The 15,560-nt window shown below is 70.6% G+C and carries 15 protein-coding genes; 6 read left to right on the top strand and 9 right to left on the bottom strand.

Annotation, left to right across the window (positions count from 1 at the left end):
• Window position 1: 1 nt before the first annotated feature.
• Window positions 2-1,300 carry a M14 family zinc carboxypeptidase gene (locus tag FXO23_RS19635; RefSeq protein WP_158886821.1) on the bottom strand — a complete coding sequence of 433 codons (1,299 nt, stop codon included), beginning with the start codon at window positions 1,298-1,300 and terminating at the stop codon, window positions 2-4.
• A 1,064-nt stretch (window positions 1,301-2,364) separates the two neighbouring features.
• Window positions 2,365-3,099 carry a class I SAM-dependent methyltransferase gene (locus tag FXO23_RS19630; RefSeq protein ID WP_158886820.1) on the bottom strand — a complete coding sequence of 245 codons (735 nt, stop codon included), beginning with the start codon at window positions 3,097-3,099 and terminating at the stop codon, window positions 2,365-2,367.
• A 111-nt stretch (window positions 3,100-3,210) separates the two neighbouring features.
• Between FXO23_RS19630 and FXO23_RS19625 the strand changes: the two genes are divergently transcribed.
• Window positions 3,211-3,813: a TetR/AcrR family transcriptional regulator gene (locus tag FXO23_RS19625; protein WP_158886819.1), complete on the top strand. Its 603-nt coding sequence runs from the start codon at window positions 3,211-3,213 to the stop codon at window positions 3,811-3,813.
• Here FXO23_RS19625 and FXO23_RS19620 read toward each other — a convergent pair.
• The 3 genes from FXO23_RS19620 to FXO23_RS19610 are packed head-to-tail and all read right to left on the bottom strand — an operon-like array spanning window position 3,797 to window position 6,780.
• Entirely contained in the window at window positions 3,797-4,225 is a 429-nt protein-coding gene (locus tag FXO23_RS19620; protein ID WP_158886818.1) for a MerR family transcriptional regulator, read from the bottom strand. The two genes, FXO23_RS19625 and FXO23_RS19620, sit on opposite strands and share 17 nt — an antisense overlap.
• A gap of 30 nt (window positions 4,226-4,255) precedes the next feature.
• The gene (locus FXO23_RS19615) at window positions 4,256-5,290 is read right to left on the bottom strand and encodes a methyltransferase (RefSeq protein ID WP_158886817.1); all 1,035 of its coding nucleotides are present in this window, start codon (window positions 5,288-5,290) and stop codon (window positions 4,256-4,258) included.
• Window positions 5,287-6,780, bottom strand: coding sequence for an MFS transporter (locus FXO23_RS19610; RefSeq protein WP_158886816.1), 1,494 nt, complete (start codon window positions 6,778-6,780; stop codon window positions 5,287-5,289). The genes FXO23_RS19615 and FXO23_RS19610 overlap by 4 nt, the downstream gene beginning before the upstream one ends.
• Window positions 6,781-6,885: 105 nt before the next feature.
• On the opposite strand from FXO23_RS19610, the gene FXO23_RS19605 reads away from it, so the two are divergent.
• Entirely contained in the window at window positions 6,886-7,536 is a 651-nt protein-coding gene (locus tag FXO23_RS19605) for a TetR/AcrR family transcriptional regulator (RefSeq protein ID WP_158886815.1), read from the top strand.
• Between the two features lie 9 nt (window positions 7,537-7,545).
• Here the strand turns inward: FXO23_RS19605 and FXO23_RS19600 are convergent, their stop codons facing one another.
• Window positions 7,546-8,247: a dienelactone hydrolase family protein gene (locus tag FXO23_RS19600; RefSeq protein ID WP_246257568.1), complete on the bottom strand. Its 702-nt coding sequence runs from the start codon at window positions 8,245-8,247 to the stop codon at window positions 7,546-7,548.
• Between the two features lie 13 nt (window positions 8,248-8,260).
• Window positions 8,261-9,178, bottom strand: coding sequence for a proteasome assembly chaperone family protein (locus FXO23_RS19595; RefSeq protein WP_246257567.1), 918 nt, complete (start codon window positions 9,176-9,178; stop codon window positions 8,261-8,263).
• 226 nt (window positions 9,179-9,404) lie between these two features.
• Here FXO23_RS19595 and FXO23_RS19590 point away from each other — a divergent pair, with 226 nt between their 5' ends.
• Entirely contained in the window at window positions 9,405-10,316 is a 912-nt protein-coding gene (locus tag FXO23_RS19590) for a M28 family peptidase (protein ID WP_158886813.1), read from the top strand.
• A gap of 259 nt (window positions 10,317-10,575) precedes the next feature.
• A complete protein-coding gene (locus tag FXO23_RS19585; protein ID WP_158886812.1) occupies window positions 10,576-11,577 on the top strand; it encodes a helix-turn-helix transcriptional regulator in 1,002 nt (333 codons plus the stop codon).
• Here the strand turns inward: FXO23_RS19585 and FXO23_RS19580 are convergent.
• Both FXO23_RS19580 and FXO23_RS19575 read right to left on the bottom strand, forming a co-directional pair.
• Window positions 11,544-12,227 carry a response regulator gene (locus FXO23_RS19580; RefSeq protein WP_158886811.1) on the bottom strand — a complete coding sequence of 228 codons (684 nt, stop codon included), beginning with the start codon at window positions 12,225-12,227 and terminating at the stop codon, window positions 11,544-11,546. The two genes, FXO23_RS19585 and FXO23_RS19580, sit on opposite strands and share 34 nt — an antisense overlap.
• Window positions 12,224-13,453, bottom strand: coding sequence for a sensor histidine kinase (locus FXO23_RS19575; RefSeq protein ID WP_158886810.1), 1,230 nt, complete (start codon window positions 13,451-13,453; stop codon window positions 12,224-12,226). Before FXO23_RS19575 ends, FXO23_RS19580 begins: the two co-directional genes overlap by 4 nt.
• Before the next feature lie 157 nt (window positions 13,454-13,610).
• On the opposite strand from FXO23_RS19575, the gene FXO23_RS19570 reads away from it, so the two are divergent.
• Together FXO23_RS19570 and FXO23_RS19565 are read left to right on the top strand one after the other, a co-directional pair.
• Window positions 13,611-14,267, top strand: a complete 657-nt coding sequence (locus tag FXO23_RS19570) for a DUF998 domain-containing protein (RefSeq protein WP_158886809.1) — start codon at window positions 13,611-13,613, stop codon at window positions 14,265-14,267.
• 96 nt (window positions 14,268-14,363) lie between these two features.
• Complete coding sequence (locus FXO23_RS19565; RefSeq protein WP_158886808.1) at window positions 14,364-15,479, top strand: S1 family peptidase; 1,116 nt, start codon at window positions 14,364-14,366, stop codon at window positions 15,477-15,479.
• Window positions 15,480-15,560: the final 81 nt, after the last annotated feature.

Here is a 15,560-nt window from a genome sequence, read left to right as displayed (position 1 = left end):
CCTACCGGGGCAGGCCGTCGCGGACGCGGGTCACCGCGATCGCGATCGCGGCGGCCTGCACGCCGACCAGCCGGTGCAGCGGAACCGGTTGCCCCGGCGCCCGGACCGCGACCTCGGCGCACCAGTCGTCGAAGATCGGGGCGAAGCGCGCCCGCTCGGCTTCCAGGACGGGGGCGTCGTTCCCGGCCCGCTTCTCGTCGTCGAACAGGCGCAACAGCATGCCTCCGGCGCGCAGCCGGAAGACGCTGGGCCACACCTCCTCTTCCATGAACACCTCGGCGGCGGTGGCGGGGCGGGCGCTGTCCGGCGCGTCCGCCAGCACGGCCTTGGCCCGGGCGACCGCACCGGTGATCCGGGCCGAACTGAGGATCGCGCGCTGAAACGGGCTCGTACCGCTCAGCAGGTTCCCGAGCCGGGCGAGCACGCCGTCGAAGAGCAGCTTGTCCGCGCGGTAGCGGGCTGCGGACGCGTGCAGAACCTCCTGAAAGGTACGGGAAATCGGCGACGGATCGGCCACCCGGTGATCGACCCAGAGCGGCAGCTCGCTGATCAGGATGGCGCTGCCGTAGCGGCCGGAGTAGTCGCGGGTGCTGCCGCCGGGGACCAGATCGGCCGGATCCGCCCCGGCCGCGGCGAGCGTGTCGCAGATGACCCCGAAGGACGGCAGCTCGAAGACCCCGGGCGCGAACACCCGGGCGCCGGGCGCGTCCGGCTGGCCCACGTCGAGCGGAATTCCGGCCTCGGTAAGGAGATCCGTCAGCGCGGTCCAGTACTCCCGGTCACCGTCGGACAGGTAGTAGAAGGCGCCGCCGAAGTCCCCGTTGTGCAGCGAGGCGATCAGTGCGGGCCGGATCCGGTCGATCAGGCGCATCAGCGTACGCGTTTCCGGAATCGGCGACCCCGCGGTCTTTCCTTGCCACACCGCGGGAAACGTCCACTCCGGCTGCGCGTCGACCGGCGGCCGGTAGAAGTTCCGGGCCACGTGCTCCCGGGTGAACGGCCCGGCGAACCAGCCCTCGTTGAGGCGGGTGCCGTCCGGGTCAACGCACGGCACGAAATGCCAGGTCACCCCGAGTCGTTCGCACAGCCCGGGATCCGCGCACAACCGCCGGGCGAGATGCTGGATCGTGGCCAGCCCGATCGGCTCGTTGGGATGCGGATTTCCCACCACCAGCACGGGTTTCGGCCCCGAACCGATCCGCAGCTCCCAGATCGGCTCACCCCGCGACGAACGCCCGACCCGTTCCGCGCGGACCAGTCCCGCGTACTCCGCGGCGAGCGACTGGGTGAAGGCGTGCATTTCATCAACAGTGGGGAAAACGTCGATCGGCTCTACGGATGTGAAGATCTGTTTCGCTTCGTCCACGCGGCCCTCCGGTCCCGGCGATGATACCGGCGCCGGGGAACCGAACCGATCCTCGATTGGGGCATGAGCGAGATTCTCACCAGCCGGGTGACTGGGTGACCTCCAACGGCGGTACGGGTCCCGGAAGTCTTCTACTTCCACCAATGCGTGCTGCCCGCCGCACGCTCGCGCGAGCGCGGACGTCGGACGATCCGCCGTGCGAACGTCGGGATTTCCCTGTGGCAGAACCGGGGATTCCCGGGTCCCGGGTCACACCAAGCGCCCGTGGACAGTCGCACCACTCCCCTGCGCACGGCCGGATCCACGCTCAGCCCGGCCAGGCGGCTGCCGCGATCGTTGAACCCCCGCACCCCTTCGCCCGCGTCCAGCCCGCGCGCCGACATCACGCTGGCTGTGCAGCCGCGCATGGGGCGGGTTGGCCACCAGGTGCAACGGATGCCGTTCCGCGGCGGGGCCGCCCATTCCTCGGGCTCCAGCCAGACCGGACGCCGTCGATGGTCTCGGCGAAGATCTCGATCCGCCAGCTCGCCCAGAACTCCTCGAACTCGGGGATCTGTCGCCCGAGGCCGACCAGGCGCTCGGCGAGTTCGCCGAAGATCGTGTAGTCACGTGCGAGGACTCGCCTCCTGCCCGCCGCGAGTCCCCGAACTCCACACTCAGGCAAGTGAATTCCACACTCAGGCAAGCGAAACACACACTCAGGCAACCGAAACACACACTCAGGCAACCGAAATACACACTCGGGACCACCCCGCGACACCGCGCATCCAGCAGCCCGAATGCGCCCAACGGGTCCCACGCGGACAACCCGCGTGCCCGAACGTGCAACTCGCGTGCCTGAGTGCGCGACTCGCGGCGGCGATATTCGATTCACCATTTTGGGTCGAACATGCGTTCGAAATCGTGGTAGAGTCGGCCATGGCGGCTCCACCACCTACACCCAACCGACGACGACCGGAGGTAGCCATGAACCACGGACCACCCTGAGCACCACCGGCTCAGCGAACCGCGACCACGGTCTGCAGCATTCCGGTGAAACGCTGGTCGATATCGCGGTAACCCCGTTCGGCGAGCGCGTCCGGGATCGCCGACGGCGCGAACATGCGGGCGCCGCTCAACCGGCCGACGAGCGCACAGGACAGGCGCTCGGCGAGTCCACGGCCGCGATGCGTGGTGAGGATGAACACGCGGCCGCCCGGTGCGAGCACGCGGGTCATCGCATCCAGTGCGGCGAAAGGATCCGGAAGCAACTGGAACATGGCCGAACAGCAGACCGCGTCGAACATTCCGTCGGAGAATGGCAACCGTGTCGCGTCGCCGCGGAAGAAGGCGATGTTTCCGGCCGAGGCGTCGCGGACGGCTCGGGTGAGCATCTCCGCCGACAGGTCGACCCCGACCACGAGCCCGCTACTCGTGACCGCGTCGGCGAGTTGCCGGGTGATGTCGCCGGGGCCGCAGCCGAGATCCAGCACCGTCTCGCCGGGCGCGGGGCGCAACCGGTCCCGCGGCGAGCCGTTCACGTCCATCAGCCGTCGCCGCATCGACTGCAGGTTCGCGTAGAACGCCGCACCCCAGCGGCGGGACCACAGCGCCTGCGCGCGGTTCGGCGCCGGAACGGGAGCGGGGTCGAGGAGGTCGAGATAACCCACCACGGACGGCTCGGGCACGCCGGAAGCCAGCAGCGGCAACGCCTTGCGGTGAGCCGCGGAAAGTCGGGGCGCGAGTTCGGTCACGAGATCCTCCCAGGGATGTTAGAGAAACTCTGCTTCTCTACCTCGTTCCACGGTAGGGTCAGACCTTAGAGAAGGCAAGCTTCTTTAAGTACGGCATCGGAAGGAGAGTGCTTGGCGAAGAAGGAGACCGATCACCGGAAGGGTCCGCGGCGGCGCGGACCGGCGCTGGAACGGGCGATCTTCGAGGCGACACTGGCAGAACTGGCCGATCACGGTTATGCCGAGCTGAGCCTGGAACGGGTGGCGACCCGCGCGCGCACCGGCAACGCCTCGCTGTACCGGCGCTGGCGTCACCGGGCCGAGCTCGTGGTCGACGCGCTGCTGTACGCGGTGCCCGATCACGACGAAGTCCCGGACAGCGGCGATGTCCGGGAGGACGTGCTCGAGGTCCTGCGCCGGATGCTGGGCGTCCTGAACGGGCCGGTCGCCGAGGGGGTCCGCGGGCTGCTCGCCGAGTCGCTGCGGTCGCCGGAAGCCACCGGGCGGGCCCGCGCGCGCCTGATCGATACGCGCCAGGACTTGCTGCTCGCGATCCTCCGCAACGGCGTGGCACGCGGCCAGGTCCGGCCCGAGGCGGTGACGCCGCGAATCGCCGATGTGGCTCCGGCGCTGATCGCGCACGAGTTCATCCTGCGCGGTCGGCCGGTTCCCGACGAGACGCTCACCGCCGTCGTCGACGAGGTCCTGCTGCCGCTGATCACGCCCCGGAGTTGAGTGCCGTTTCGACGGCACGATCCAGTTCGTCGTGGAGGAACGTGCATTCCCGGACGGGGTTCTCGGCCGGGCAGCTCAGCAGGTGCTCGAGCAGGCGTTGCGCGGCCTGCAGGTTCTCGATCTCGTCCTTGAGCCCCTGGATGGACCGGGTCAGCACGTCCCGCGCGTTGCCGTCCCGTTCGGCGGGGTTCTCGGTGAGCAGGATCGTGGTGTCGGCCAGGCTGACCAGCCCGCGGTGGTGCAGGCGCTGGATGAGGGCCAGCCGGTGCAGTTCGGCGCGCCCGTAGTAGCGGACCGTGCCCCGCCGTTCGGCGGGGCGCAGCAGACCGATCTCGTCGTAGTACCGCAGGGCCGACACTCGCAGGCCGAACCGCGCGGCCACCTGGCTGATCGAGTAAACCTCGGAATCCATGGCACCTATTGGATCCCAAGGCCCTCGCGGTCACCCGGGCAGGCGGCCTTCGAAGACGCTGAACAACGTCGACGTCGTGCTCATGCCCACATAGCCGATCCCCGCCCGCTCGAACAGGTCCGCGAGTTCGGCGGAGCTGCGTTCGCGGCTGCCGAACAGCACGAACATCTGCAGGTCCATGAACCCGGCGACCGGCGCCCCGGAATCGATGTCCAGTTCGACGACGAAGATCCGCGCACCCGGGGTGCCCGCCCGCGCGCACGAGGACAACATGCGCACGCAGCTCTCGTCGTCCCAGTTGTGCAGGACCGTGCGGAACACATACGCGTCGGCGCCGGGCACCGATCGCCGCGCGTCCCCGGCCACGATCTCGCACCGCTCGGCGAGCGTGCCGGACCGCAGTTCCGGATCTACGTCGTCCAGCGCGGATTCGATGTCGAAGAGCACGCCGCGCAGTGCGGGATTGTGCCGCAGCAGGTCCCGCAGCAGGCTGCCCTGACCGCCGCCGACATCCACGAGTTTGCCGGTGGCCGCGAGGTCGAGCGCCGACACGACACCGGCGTTGGTCGAGCCCAGCCCGTGCGTCATCGCGAAGTTGAACGATTCGGCCACCTGTGGCGCGTCCTGGCTGATGTAGTCGAAGAAGTTCTTGCCGTGCTGCGCCTGGAACGGGCTGACCCCGGTGCGCACCCCCTCGGCGAGCCCGTCCCACAGGCGCCACATCCACTCCGCGTTCGCGAACCCGCTCAGCGACGGCGCACCGTCCACTGTGGAACGCAGCGCGGAGGACACCTCGTTGTTCGCGTACCGGTCGTCACCGACGGCCCGGAAGTAGTCCACGCTCGTCAGGGCGCGAAGCACCTGGTGCAGCGGGCCGGGCTGCGCGCCGACCTTCGCCGCGAGCCGATCGATCGGCACCTCCTCGTCGCCGATCGCGTCGGGCAGGCCGAGTTCCAGGGCGACCCGCAGCAGGTGGCCGCAGATGATCTGGGCGTATACCGGACCGGCCGGGCCGAAGCCCAGATCCGAACCCAGCGCGGTCTCCAAGTCGGTCGTCTTCGTCATCGGTCGCCTTCCCTTTCCTCGTAGTGGGCACCGGAAGAACGCAGCACCAGGCCGCAGGCGACGGCCCCGGCCGCGAAAATCGCCGCCGCCCAGCCGAACGCCGTGGTGTATCCGTGCACGGAGGCTTCCGCGAGCACGTCCGGGGCCGGAACCTTGCCGGTCAGCTGGGCGGTGACCGCGCTCGCGGCCACCGTGCTGAGCACCGCCGTCCCGATCGAGCCGCCGACCTGCTGGGCGGTGTTGACCGCCGCCGAGGCCACCCCCGCGTCGCCGGGATCGACGCCCTGGGTGGCCACGCTCATCGACGGCGCCATCGCCAGGCCGATCCCGAGCCCGGACACGGTGAGCCCGGGCAGCACGCCCGCCGCGTACCCGCTGTCCGCCTCCAGCGCGCTCAGCCAGCACAGGCCACCGGCGGCGATCAGCATTCCGGCGGCCACCAGGTAACGCGGCCCGAACCGGGGCAGCAGCACGTTGGTGGCGAGGCTGGCGGTGAGCATCAGGGCGCCGACCATCGGCAGGAAGGCGACCCCGCTCCTGATCGGCGAGAAGCCGAGGTTCTGCTGCAGGTAGTAGGCCAGGAACAGCAGGATGCCGAACATCCCCGCACCGGTCAGGAAAACCGCGATGTAGGCCCCGCCGCGATCGCGGTCGAGCAGCACGCGCATCGGCAGCAGCGGATGCGCCACCCGGGTCTGCAGGACCACGAACACGGCCAGCAGCACCGCGCCGGCGACCAGGAACCCCCAGACCGAAGCCGCGCTCCAGTCGTCGGTCTGGGCGTTCGAGAATCCGTAGACCAGGCAGAACAACCCCGCGGAGACGGCGATCGTGCCGGGCAGGTCCAGTTTGGGCCGCTGGCCGGAACGGCGCTCGCGCAACAGGAACGCACCGCCGGCGCAGGCGAGGGCGGCGAAGACGATGCAGACGTAGAGGCACCAGCGCCAGCCCAGGTACTCGGTCAGCGTCCCGCCGAGCAGCAACCCGATCGCACCCCCGGTGCCGGCGATCGCGCCGTAGATCCCGAACGCCTTGCCGCGTTCCTTCGGATCGGTGAACGTCGTGGTGAGCAAGGACAACGCGGCGGGCGCGAGCAACGCGCCGAACACGCCCTGCGTGGTGCGCGCGGCGATCAGCACGCCGATGCCGGGTGCCGCACCCCCGACCGCGGAAGCCGCGGCGAACCCCGCCAGCCCGATCAGGAAGGTCGTCTTGCGGCCGAACAGATCGGCGATGCGCCCGCCCAGCGGCAGCAGGCTGCCGAACGCCAGCGCGTAGGACGTGACGATCCACTGCCGCGCGTCGGTGGAGAAGCCCAGATCCGCCTGTGCCGAGGGCAGCGCCACGTTCACGATCGAGGCGTCGAGCACCACGAGCAACTGGGCCAGCCCGAGCACCGCGAGGATCAGCCAGCGCCGTGCGTGATGCGGGTTTTCTGCCGGCCCGGCCGCGTTCTCGCCGGGCGGTGCGTGCGTGTCGATGGTCGGCACCGGGAGCCCTCCGCGATGAATATGGAGATGCTTTCTCCACTTGTGCCGCACACGCTAGCAGAAGTGGAGATGCCACCTCTACTTCGCTTGTTTAGAGTCCTTCGCATGAGCCGCCCCCTGCGCCGCGACGCCGAACGCAACCGCCAGCGGATCCTCGAGGCAGCCGCCGAGGTCTTCGCCGCGCGCGGCCTGGAGGTCACGCTCGACGACATCGCCAAACACGCGGGCCTCGGGGTGGGCACGGTCTACCGGCGCTTTCCGAGCCGGGAACATCTCGTCGAAGCCCTTTTCGAGCACACCATCGACGAGATCGCCGACCTCGCCGAGGCGTCCCTGCGCGAACCGGATCCGTGGACCGCGCTGACCGAGTTCATGTTCCGCACCGCCGAACTGCAGACCGCCAACGCCGGGCTGCGCCAGGTCATGCTCAGCTCGGCCTACGGGCACGACCGGGTCGCCCGGGCCCGGGAACGGCTCATCCCCGCGGCCCACCGGATGGTCGCCCGCGCCCAGGCGGACGGCAGCCTCCGCGCCGACCTCGACCCCACCGACATACCGCTGATCGAGTTCATGATCGGCTCGACCGCCGACTACACCGGGGGTCTGCGGCCCCAGCTCTGGCGCCGCTTCCTCACGATCGTCCTGGACGGCCTGCGCGTCCGGCGCGACGAACCGACCGAGCTACCCGAGCCCGCGCTCGGCCACGACGCGCTCGCCGACGCGATGAACCACTGGAAACCCGGACGCCAGCACTGACGCCGGTGCTCAGGCGGGCAGCTGCCGCCGGAGGAACGCGGTGGTCAGCCGCCAAGCGGTGGCGGCGGCCTCCGGGTGGTGGAACATCGGGGCCACGTGGTTGTGGAACGCGTGGCCCGCCTCCTCCTGGACGTGGATCTCGGCGCCGGGATGCCCGGCCACCGCGGCCTCGACCCGCCGCACGGAATCGGCGGGGATGTAGGGATCCTGGCCGCCGAAGTGGAACTGGATCGGGCAGGTGATCTCGTCCAGGAGCGCGATCTGCTCCGGCACGGTGGATCCGTAGAACGACACGGCCACGTCCGGATCGCCGTGCGCGGCCGCGGCGAAGGCCAGCGAACCGCCCAGGCAGAACCCGAACACCCCGGCGCCGCCGCGCACCTCGGGCAGGCCGCGCAGGTGCCGCAGCGCGGCGAGCACGTCGGCCTCGCCGAGGGCCGGATCGAACTTCCCGGAGACCTCGAGCGACGCGTTCAGCCCGGCCTCGTCGTGGCCGGACGACCAGTTCCGCTGGATCCGCCAGAACAGATCGGGCACCACGACCACGTACCCGAGTTCCGCGAGATCGGCGGCGACCGAGCGCAGGTAGCCGTCCAGCCCGAAGATCTCCTGGATCAGCACCAGCCCCGGCCCGTGCCCGTCCGCGGGCAGCCACACCGGAAGGTCGAACGTGCCGTCCGCCACCTCGACCCGGTCCGTACGAACGGTCACGCGCTCCCCCTCATCAGTGGTCCTGTGCATCGCCTCGGCCCTGCTCGGCGAGAAAACGTTCGAACTCCGCGCCCAGTTCCTCGGCCGTCGGCATGTTTTCTACCGAATCGGCGAGCAGGCTCCGCCGCCTGGTCGCCTCGGTGAACGCGTCGTACTGCCGTTCCAGGGCCTGCACCACCTCGGCGACCTCGGTGGACTCCTCGACCTGCCGTTCGATCTCAGCGTCGGCGCGGCGCCCCGCTTCGCGCAAGGTGCTGTCCGGAACCTCGAGCCCGGCGCTGCGGGTGACGGAGCTCAGCAGGGTCAGCGCCGCCGCCGGATAGGACGCCTGCGAAAGGTAGTGCGGCACGTGCGCGGCGAAACCGACCGCGTCCACCCCCAGCTTGCCCAGCCGGAGTTCCAGCAACGCGTCGGCGCTGCCGGGCACCTCGAGCGTGTTGCCCATCGGGGTGTACCCGCCGACGAGTTCGGTCCGGGTGCCGTGCGCGGTCACCCCCAGCGGCCGGGTGTGCGGCGCCCCCATCGGAATGCCGTGGAACCCCACCGCCAGCCGGATCTTCCAGCGTTCGGCCAGACTGAGCACGGCGTCGGTGAACAACTTCCACTCCCGGTCCGGCTCCAGCCCGGTGAGCAGCAGGAACGGGGTCCCGTTGGCGTCGTGCAGCAGCCGGACGACCAGTTCGGGCTCCTCGTACTCCGCCCAGTGGTCGCTCCGGAAGGTCATCATCGGCCGCCGCGAGCGGTAGTCGATCAGCCGGTCCACGTCGAACCGGGCCACCACGCGGTGCTCGAAGGTCTCCAGCAGGTGCTCGGTGACCAGCCGGCCCGCCGACCCCGCGTCCATGAAGCCTTCGAGCTGGTGCAGGAGAACGGCCCCGTCCAGGTCCGGGACATCGGAGTCCACCTCGTACAACTCCTCCGGATCCAACACCGCAACTGCCTCCTAACCGTCCGCCACTTGCCCTAGTTTGTACCAACGCGGGACCGCCCGGGATCCATACCGCCCAGGGCCACCGGCGTCTTTACGCAGCCGCGCGCGGCGCATTTCCGCCAGCATCATTCCCGCTCTGACCTGCCGGAATACCGTGTCAGCCGGTCGGGTCGCGACCTCTGCCGATTCGATCTGATCATTCCTCGAACCCTGCTGGAGGAAGCGCATGAAACTCGGAAAGTCCTACAGTCCCTTCCTGGTCGCGTTGTTCACGGCGACGACGGTGGTGTTCTCGGGCCAGGCGACGGCCGGGGAAGGCCCGTCGCCGGCCCTGTCCGCCCCACCGGAGATACCGGCCGCCGCGGTCCTCGCCCACGCGCAGCAGTTCCAGGATATCGCCGATCGGAACGGCGGCACCCGCGCACACGGGCGACCCGGGTACCGGGCCTCGGCCGACTTCGTGAAGTCGCGTTTGGACGCCGCCGGGTTCACCACGACCCTGCAGTCGTTCACCCACAACGGCGCCACCGGCTGGAACGTCATCGCGGACTGGCCGGGCGGCAACCCGAACGAGATCGTCTTCCTCGGCGCGCACCTGGACAGCGTCACCGCGGGCCCCGGCATCAACGACAACGCCTCGGGTTCGGCGGCCGCCCTGGAAACGGCACTCACCCTCGCGCGCGCCAAGCCGACGCTGCAGAAGCACGTGCGCTTCGGCTGGTGGGGCGCCGAGGAACTCGGGCTGATCGGCTCCCGGCAGTACGTGAACTCGCTGCCGAGCGCCGAGCGGAGCAAAATCAAGACATACCTGAACTTCGACATGGTCGGGGCGCGCAACACCACCACGTGGGGCGTGTACAACGACACCCCGAGCCTGCAGCAGATGTTCCAGGACTACTTCCGCGGCAAGGGAATCCCCTCCCGCACGATGAACATCGGCGGGCGGAGCGACCACGCGAGCTTCAAGAACATCGGCGTGCAGGTGAGCGGCATCGGCAGCGGTAGCGATCCGTGCTACCACCAGCGGTGCGACAACATCAGCAACGTCGGCTCGAAGGAACTCGGCATCGCGGCGAACGCGGCCGCGCACGCGGCGTGGACGCTGGCCGGCGCGACGGCGTTGGCCGCCGCGGCGTGACGCTCCTTCCGAGTTGCCCGGCGCGGTCACCGTCCCTCGGCCGCGCCGGGCCCCGCCGCCGCACGGAGTACGTTGCTGCGCCGGGGGACGCAAGGGGGACTGGCGGAATTACGACGGCTCGCCGGTGCTCTTACGGCAACTGGTGACAAAAGGCCACCGACCCGGTACACATCGTTTATTCCTCTTGCTCGTAGCTGACCAAGGCTAAGTCAGGATGCGCAACCTCGCTCATCGACCGACAACGAGGGAGCGGGTGGAGATGTTGGAGGCATTGGGACTGTCCGGCGACCAGCAACGGATCTACGAACTCGTGCTGGCCCGCCCTTCCTGGACCCTCCCCGAGCTGGCCACCGCCGCCCAGTGCGAACTGCCGCAGGCGGAACAGGTGCTGCGGGTCCTCGATCGGCGCGGCCTGGTGACGAACGTGGCCGGCTGCCCGACGCGCTGGAAACGGGTGCCGCCGGACGCGGCCATCGAGTCCTACATCACCCAGCACCACCAACGGCTCCGCCGGGTGCGTGCCCTGATCCCGACCCTGATGACGATCTACAACCAGGCGAACGGCGATCCGGACGCGCACGGGCCGACCCAGATGCTGAGCGGCCGCGCGGCGATCTGCGAATGCTGGGACCGCCTGCAGCGCGCGGCCCGGCTGGAGGTCTGCCAGTTCGAGAAGCCGCCCTACGTGGCCGGTGAGGCCAACGACGTGGCGAAGTCGGTCATGCGTTCCGGGGTCGTGTACCGCACGGTGTACGACGAGTTCTACCTGGACAACGACTTCATCATCGACGACCTGCGGGCCCGCGGCGCGCAGGGCGAACGGGTCCGGGTGCTGCCCAGCCTGCCCACCAAGATCGGCCTGGTCGACCGCCGGTGGGCCCTGCTGCCGGTGTCGGTCGGCAAGGAGACCGACAGCGCGCTGCTGGTCAGTTCGTCGGCGCTGCTGCTCGGGCTGATCTCGCTGTTCGAGGCGTCCTGGCAGCGCGCGGTCCCGCTGTCCACCCGCAACAGCCAGGGGCAGCAGGGCGCGGCCGACCTGGACGGCCGGGTCCTCAAGCTCCTGGCCGCGGGGCTGACCGACAAGAACATCGCGCACCACCTGGGCATCAGCCTGCGCACGGCGCAACGGCACGTGCGCGCGCTGATGGACCTGCTCGGCGCGCAGAGCCGGTTCCAGGCGGGAGTGCGGGCGACCCAGCTCGGCATGCTCGACGGCGGCGACGACGTTCAGGTCGCCGCCCGCACCAGGCCCGTTTCGTAGGCGAGCACGATCGCCTGCGCGCGGTCCCGCAGCGCGAGCTTGGCCAGGATGCGGCCCACGTGCGTCTTCACCGTCTGCTCGGAGAGCACGAGTTCGTCCGCGATCTCGGTGTTCGACAGGCCCCGGGCCACCAGCCGCAGCACCTCCAGTTCGCGGGCGGTCAGCGCGGCCAGCCGTTCGGGCGGCACCGAGAACCGCGGTTCGGTGCGGACGAAGTTCGCGATGAGGCCCTTGGTCACCGCGGGCGAGAGCAACGCGTCCCCGGCCGCCACCACGCGAATGGCGTGCACGAGTTCGGCGGCGGGCGCGTCCTTGAGCAGGAAGCCGCTCGCGCCGTGCCGCAGCGCCGCGTACACGTAGTCGTCCTGGTGGAACGTGGTCAGCACGATCACCTTCGGCGGCTCACCGTCCACTTCGGACCCACCCAGCAGGCGCCGGGTCGCCTCCAGGCCGTCCAGCACCGGCATCCGCACGTCCATCAGCACGATGTCCGGCCGGGATCCCGCCCCGGTCAGCTCGGCGATCCCGGCCAGTGCCGCGGCGCCGTCCGCGGCCGAGCCGACCACGCCGATCCCCGGCTGCGCGTCGAGCAGGCTCACGAAACTCTCGCGGATCATGGCCTGGTCGTCGACGACGAACACGCGGATCACTCCGCGGCCTCCTCCCCGCCGGGCAACGGCAACACCAAAGACACCCGGAACCCGCCGTCCGGGCGCGCACCCGCACGACAGTAGCCGCCCGCCAGCGCGGCCCGCTCCCGCAACCCGGACAGCCCGCTGCCCTCCCCGCGACTTTCCTTCGGCGGCGCGGCGCCCTTCGAATTCTCGACGGTCACCCGGAGTTCGCCGGATGCGCACCGGATCGAGACGCTCGCCGAAGCGCCCGGGCTGTGCCGCCGGATGTTGTTCAGCGATTCCTGGACCGTGCGGTAAGCGGTGAGGCCGACCACCGCGGGCACCTCCGGCAACGCGCGGTCGGCGTCCAGTTCGACCGCCAGCCCGGAATCCCGGGACTGCCGCACCAGGTCCGGGATGTCGGCGAGCGCGGGTTGCGGGGCGCGGTCGGCTTCGCGCGACTCCTCGCGCAACAGGCCGAGCAGCCGCCGCGTCTCGTCGAGCGCCTCCCGGGCGACCACGCCGAGCTTCGCGAACTCCTCCCGGGCGGCCTCGTCGAGCCCGGCGAGCCGGTGCGGCGCGCTGTCCGTGCGCACCGCGATGATCGACAGGTGGTGCCCGACGACGTCGTGCAGTTCCCGGGCGATGCGGGCGCGTTCCTCGAGCACCGCCCGCTTCTCGCGTTCGTCGGTGGCGACCTGCTCGGCGCGGCGCTGGCGGCTGAGGGTGTACCCGATGGTCACCGTGATCAGCGCGACGAGCACCGGGCCGCCCACCGCGTCGAGGGAGAGCGACGCGGCCGTGACGACCGTCTTCCCCAGGATCAGCGCGACGGTCACCAGCGCGAGGCCGTCCGAACGGGCCCGCGCCCGCCCGATCACCAGCGCGACCACCGGCAGGTAGCCGTAGAAGTACTGGTCCAGCGGCCGGTCGGCGGCGATCTCGGCGTAGGCGCCGACGAGCGTGCCGACCCAGACGAGCCGCATCGCGGTCAGCGGGCGGTCGCGGCACAGCAGTACCGACCCGACCAGCAGCGCGATCATCACCGCGGCCGTCAAGCCGCCGTCGTCCGGCGCCTTGACGGCGGCGGACCAGAGGATCGCCACCCAGAACCCGAGCAGTCCTACCGCGAACGACCAGCCCAGCCACGCCGGACCCCGCCACAGGCCCAACGGCGGCCCGAGGTCGGCGTCCCGGCCGGTGACCAGGGCCCAGCGGACCGATCGGCCCAGATCGCGCACCAGCGAAGGCGTTTCGCTCACGCTTCCCGAACCTAGCCCGCGCGCCGCGCGAGCCCATCCGGGAAATTCCCGTAGCCCGGTGGAGTACGCGGCTCGCCGCGGTACCCCCGCGGGGGTACCCGAAGATGCCGCCGCGGCGGGACGCGCACCGCCGGGACGCCCGGCCATTGTGAAGCGCATGGAGAACCCGTCCGCCGCGTCGCGGCCGCTCGCGCTGTCCGCGCTGATCTGGAGTGCGCTGGGTTTGGGAGTCGCGCTCTACCTGGAGATCTGCTACGCGGACGCGGTCGACCAGTTCCGCCAGACGTTCAGCGAGTACGTGTACACCGAGCAGGGCGCGCGGCTGGCCGGGGTGGCGATGCTGGCGCTGGGTTTCGCGTGGTTGTCGGCGGCGGGCGCACTGCGCGCCGCACGGGTCCCCGGCGCCCGGACCGCGTGCTGGCTGATCGTGGTGTGGAGCGCGGGGCTGGTGGTGTTGGCGCTGTTCCCCCAGGAACCCGCGGACGTCCCGCTGACCTGGCACGGCGCGATCCACCGGCACGCGGCGCTGGCCGGGTTCGTCACGCTGCCGATCGCCGCGTGGCGCCTGCGGCACCTGGCGCCCGCGCTGCGCTGGCTGGCCGTCGCGGCGCTGGCCCTGCTCGGCCTGTTCGTGCTGACCTTCCTGCCGGGCGCCGAACCGCTCCGGGACTACAGCGGGCTGGTGGAACGCCTCCTGCTCGGCAGTCATCTGGCCGTGCTCGGAGTCCTGCTCACGGCCCTGCGCCGCCGGGACGCCGAACCGGACAAGGCTCGGCAAAAGCCGCAAATGATCTCTATTAGGAACGGTTATTAACCAACCGAACCCGACTTTCGTAGGCAGCGAATTCACGCCCGTCCCGCACAGACTTACTTGCCAGTCAAACCCTGCCAGACGGCTCAAGGAGCGCTTATGAAGCGTAGAAACCTGGTAAGAGCAGCGGGAATCACGATCGGTTGCGTGGCGGCGGCGCTCGCGGTCGCACCGGCGACGGCGGCGCCCACGGCCGCGGTTTCGCCCCACGTCCTCAGCGCCTTGCAACGCGACCTCGGCCTGTCCGCGGACCAGGTGCAGACCCGCCTGGCCCAGGAGGCCGCGGCCCGGACGGTGCGCGGCGCGGCACAGGCCGCGGCCGGGGACGCGTTCGGCGGCGCCTGGTTCGATCCGGCCCTGGGCAAGCTGGTGGTCGGCGTGACCGACGCCGCCCGGGCGGACGCGGTGCGCGCGACCGGTGCGGCGGTCACCACGGTCGGGCACACCGAGGCCGCGTTGACCGCCGCGAAGTCGGCACTGGACGCGCATGCCGCGCCGAAGGCGGTCACCGGCTGGTACGTCGACGTGAAGTCCAGTTCGGTCGTGGTCAAGGTCCAGCGTGCCGCCCAGGGCGCCGACCTCGACTCGTTCCTCGCCTTCGCCCGCTCGGCCGGCCCGGTGCGGGTCGAGACCGCCGCGAACGCGCCGCGCGTGCTCGCGGGCGACATCGTCGGCGGCGACGCGTACCACATCGGCGGTACCTCGCGCTGCTCGGTCGGTTTCTCGGTCGCCGACGGTTTCGTCTCCGCGGGCCACTGCGGCCAGCCCGGCGACTCGGTGGAGGGCGACGGCTACTCGGGCCAGTTCGAGGGCTCCGAGTTCCCCGGCGGCGGTGACTACTCGTACGTGAAGGCCGACGGGAACCCGACGCCGAAGGTCAACGGCTACGGCAACCCGGACGTGACCGTCGCCGGTTCGGACGAGGCGGGCGTCGGCGCGTCGGTGTGCCGCTCCGGCTCCACCTCCGGCTGGCACTGCGGCACCATCCAGGCGACCGACCAGACGGTGAACTACCCGGAGGGCACGGTCACCGGGCTGACGCAGACCAACGCCTGCGCCGAGCCCGGCGACTCGGGCGGTTCCTGGGTCAGCGGCAGCCAGGCCCAGGGCGTCACCTCGGGCGGTTCCGGTGACTGCAGCTCCGGCGGGGAGACCTTCTTCCAGCCGGTGAACGAGATCTTGTCCGCCTACTCGCTGAAACTGGTCACCGGCTGATCGACGTCCCACCCCTGCACCGGGGGTCGTGAGTGTTCCGGCCGGGTAACTGTTCAGGTGGGTGCTGGGTTTGGTGGTAGC

Source organism: Amycolatopsis anabasis (genome assembly GCF_009765355.1).
GTDB lineage: Bacteria > Actinomycetota > Actinomycetes > Mycobacteriales > Pseudonocardiaceae > Amycolatopsis > Amycolatopsis anabasis.
This window is presented reverse-complemented; position numbering and strand designations above follow the sequence as displayed.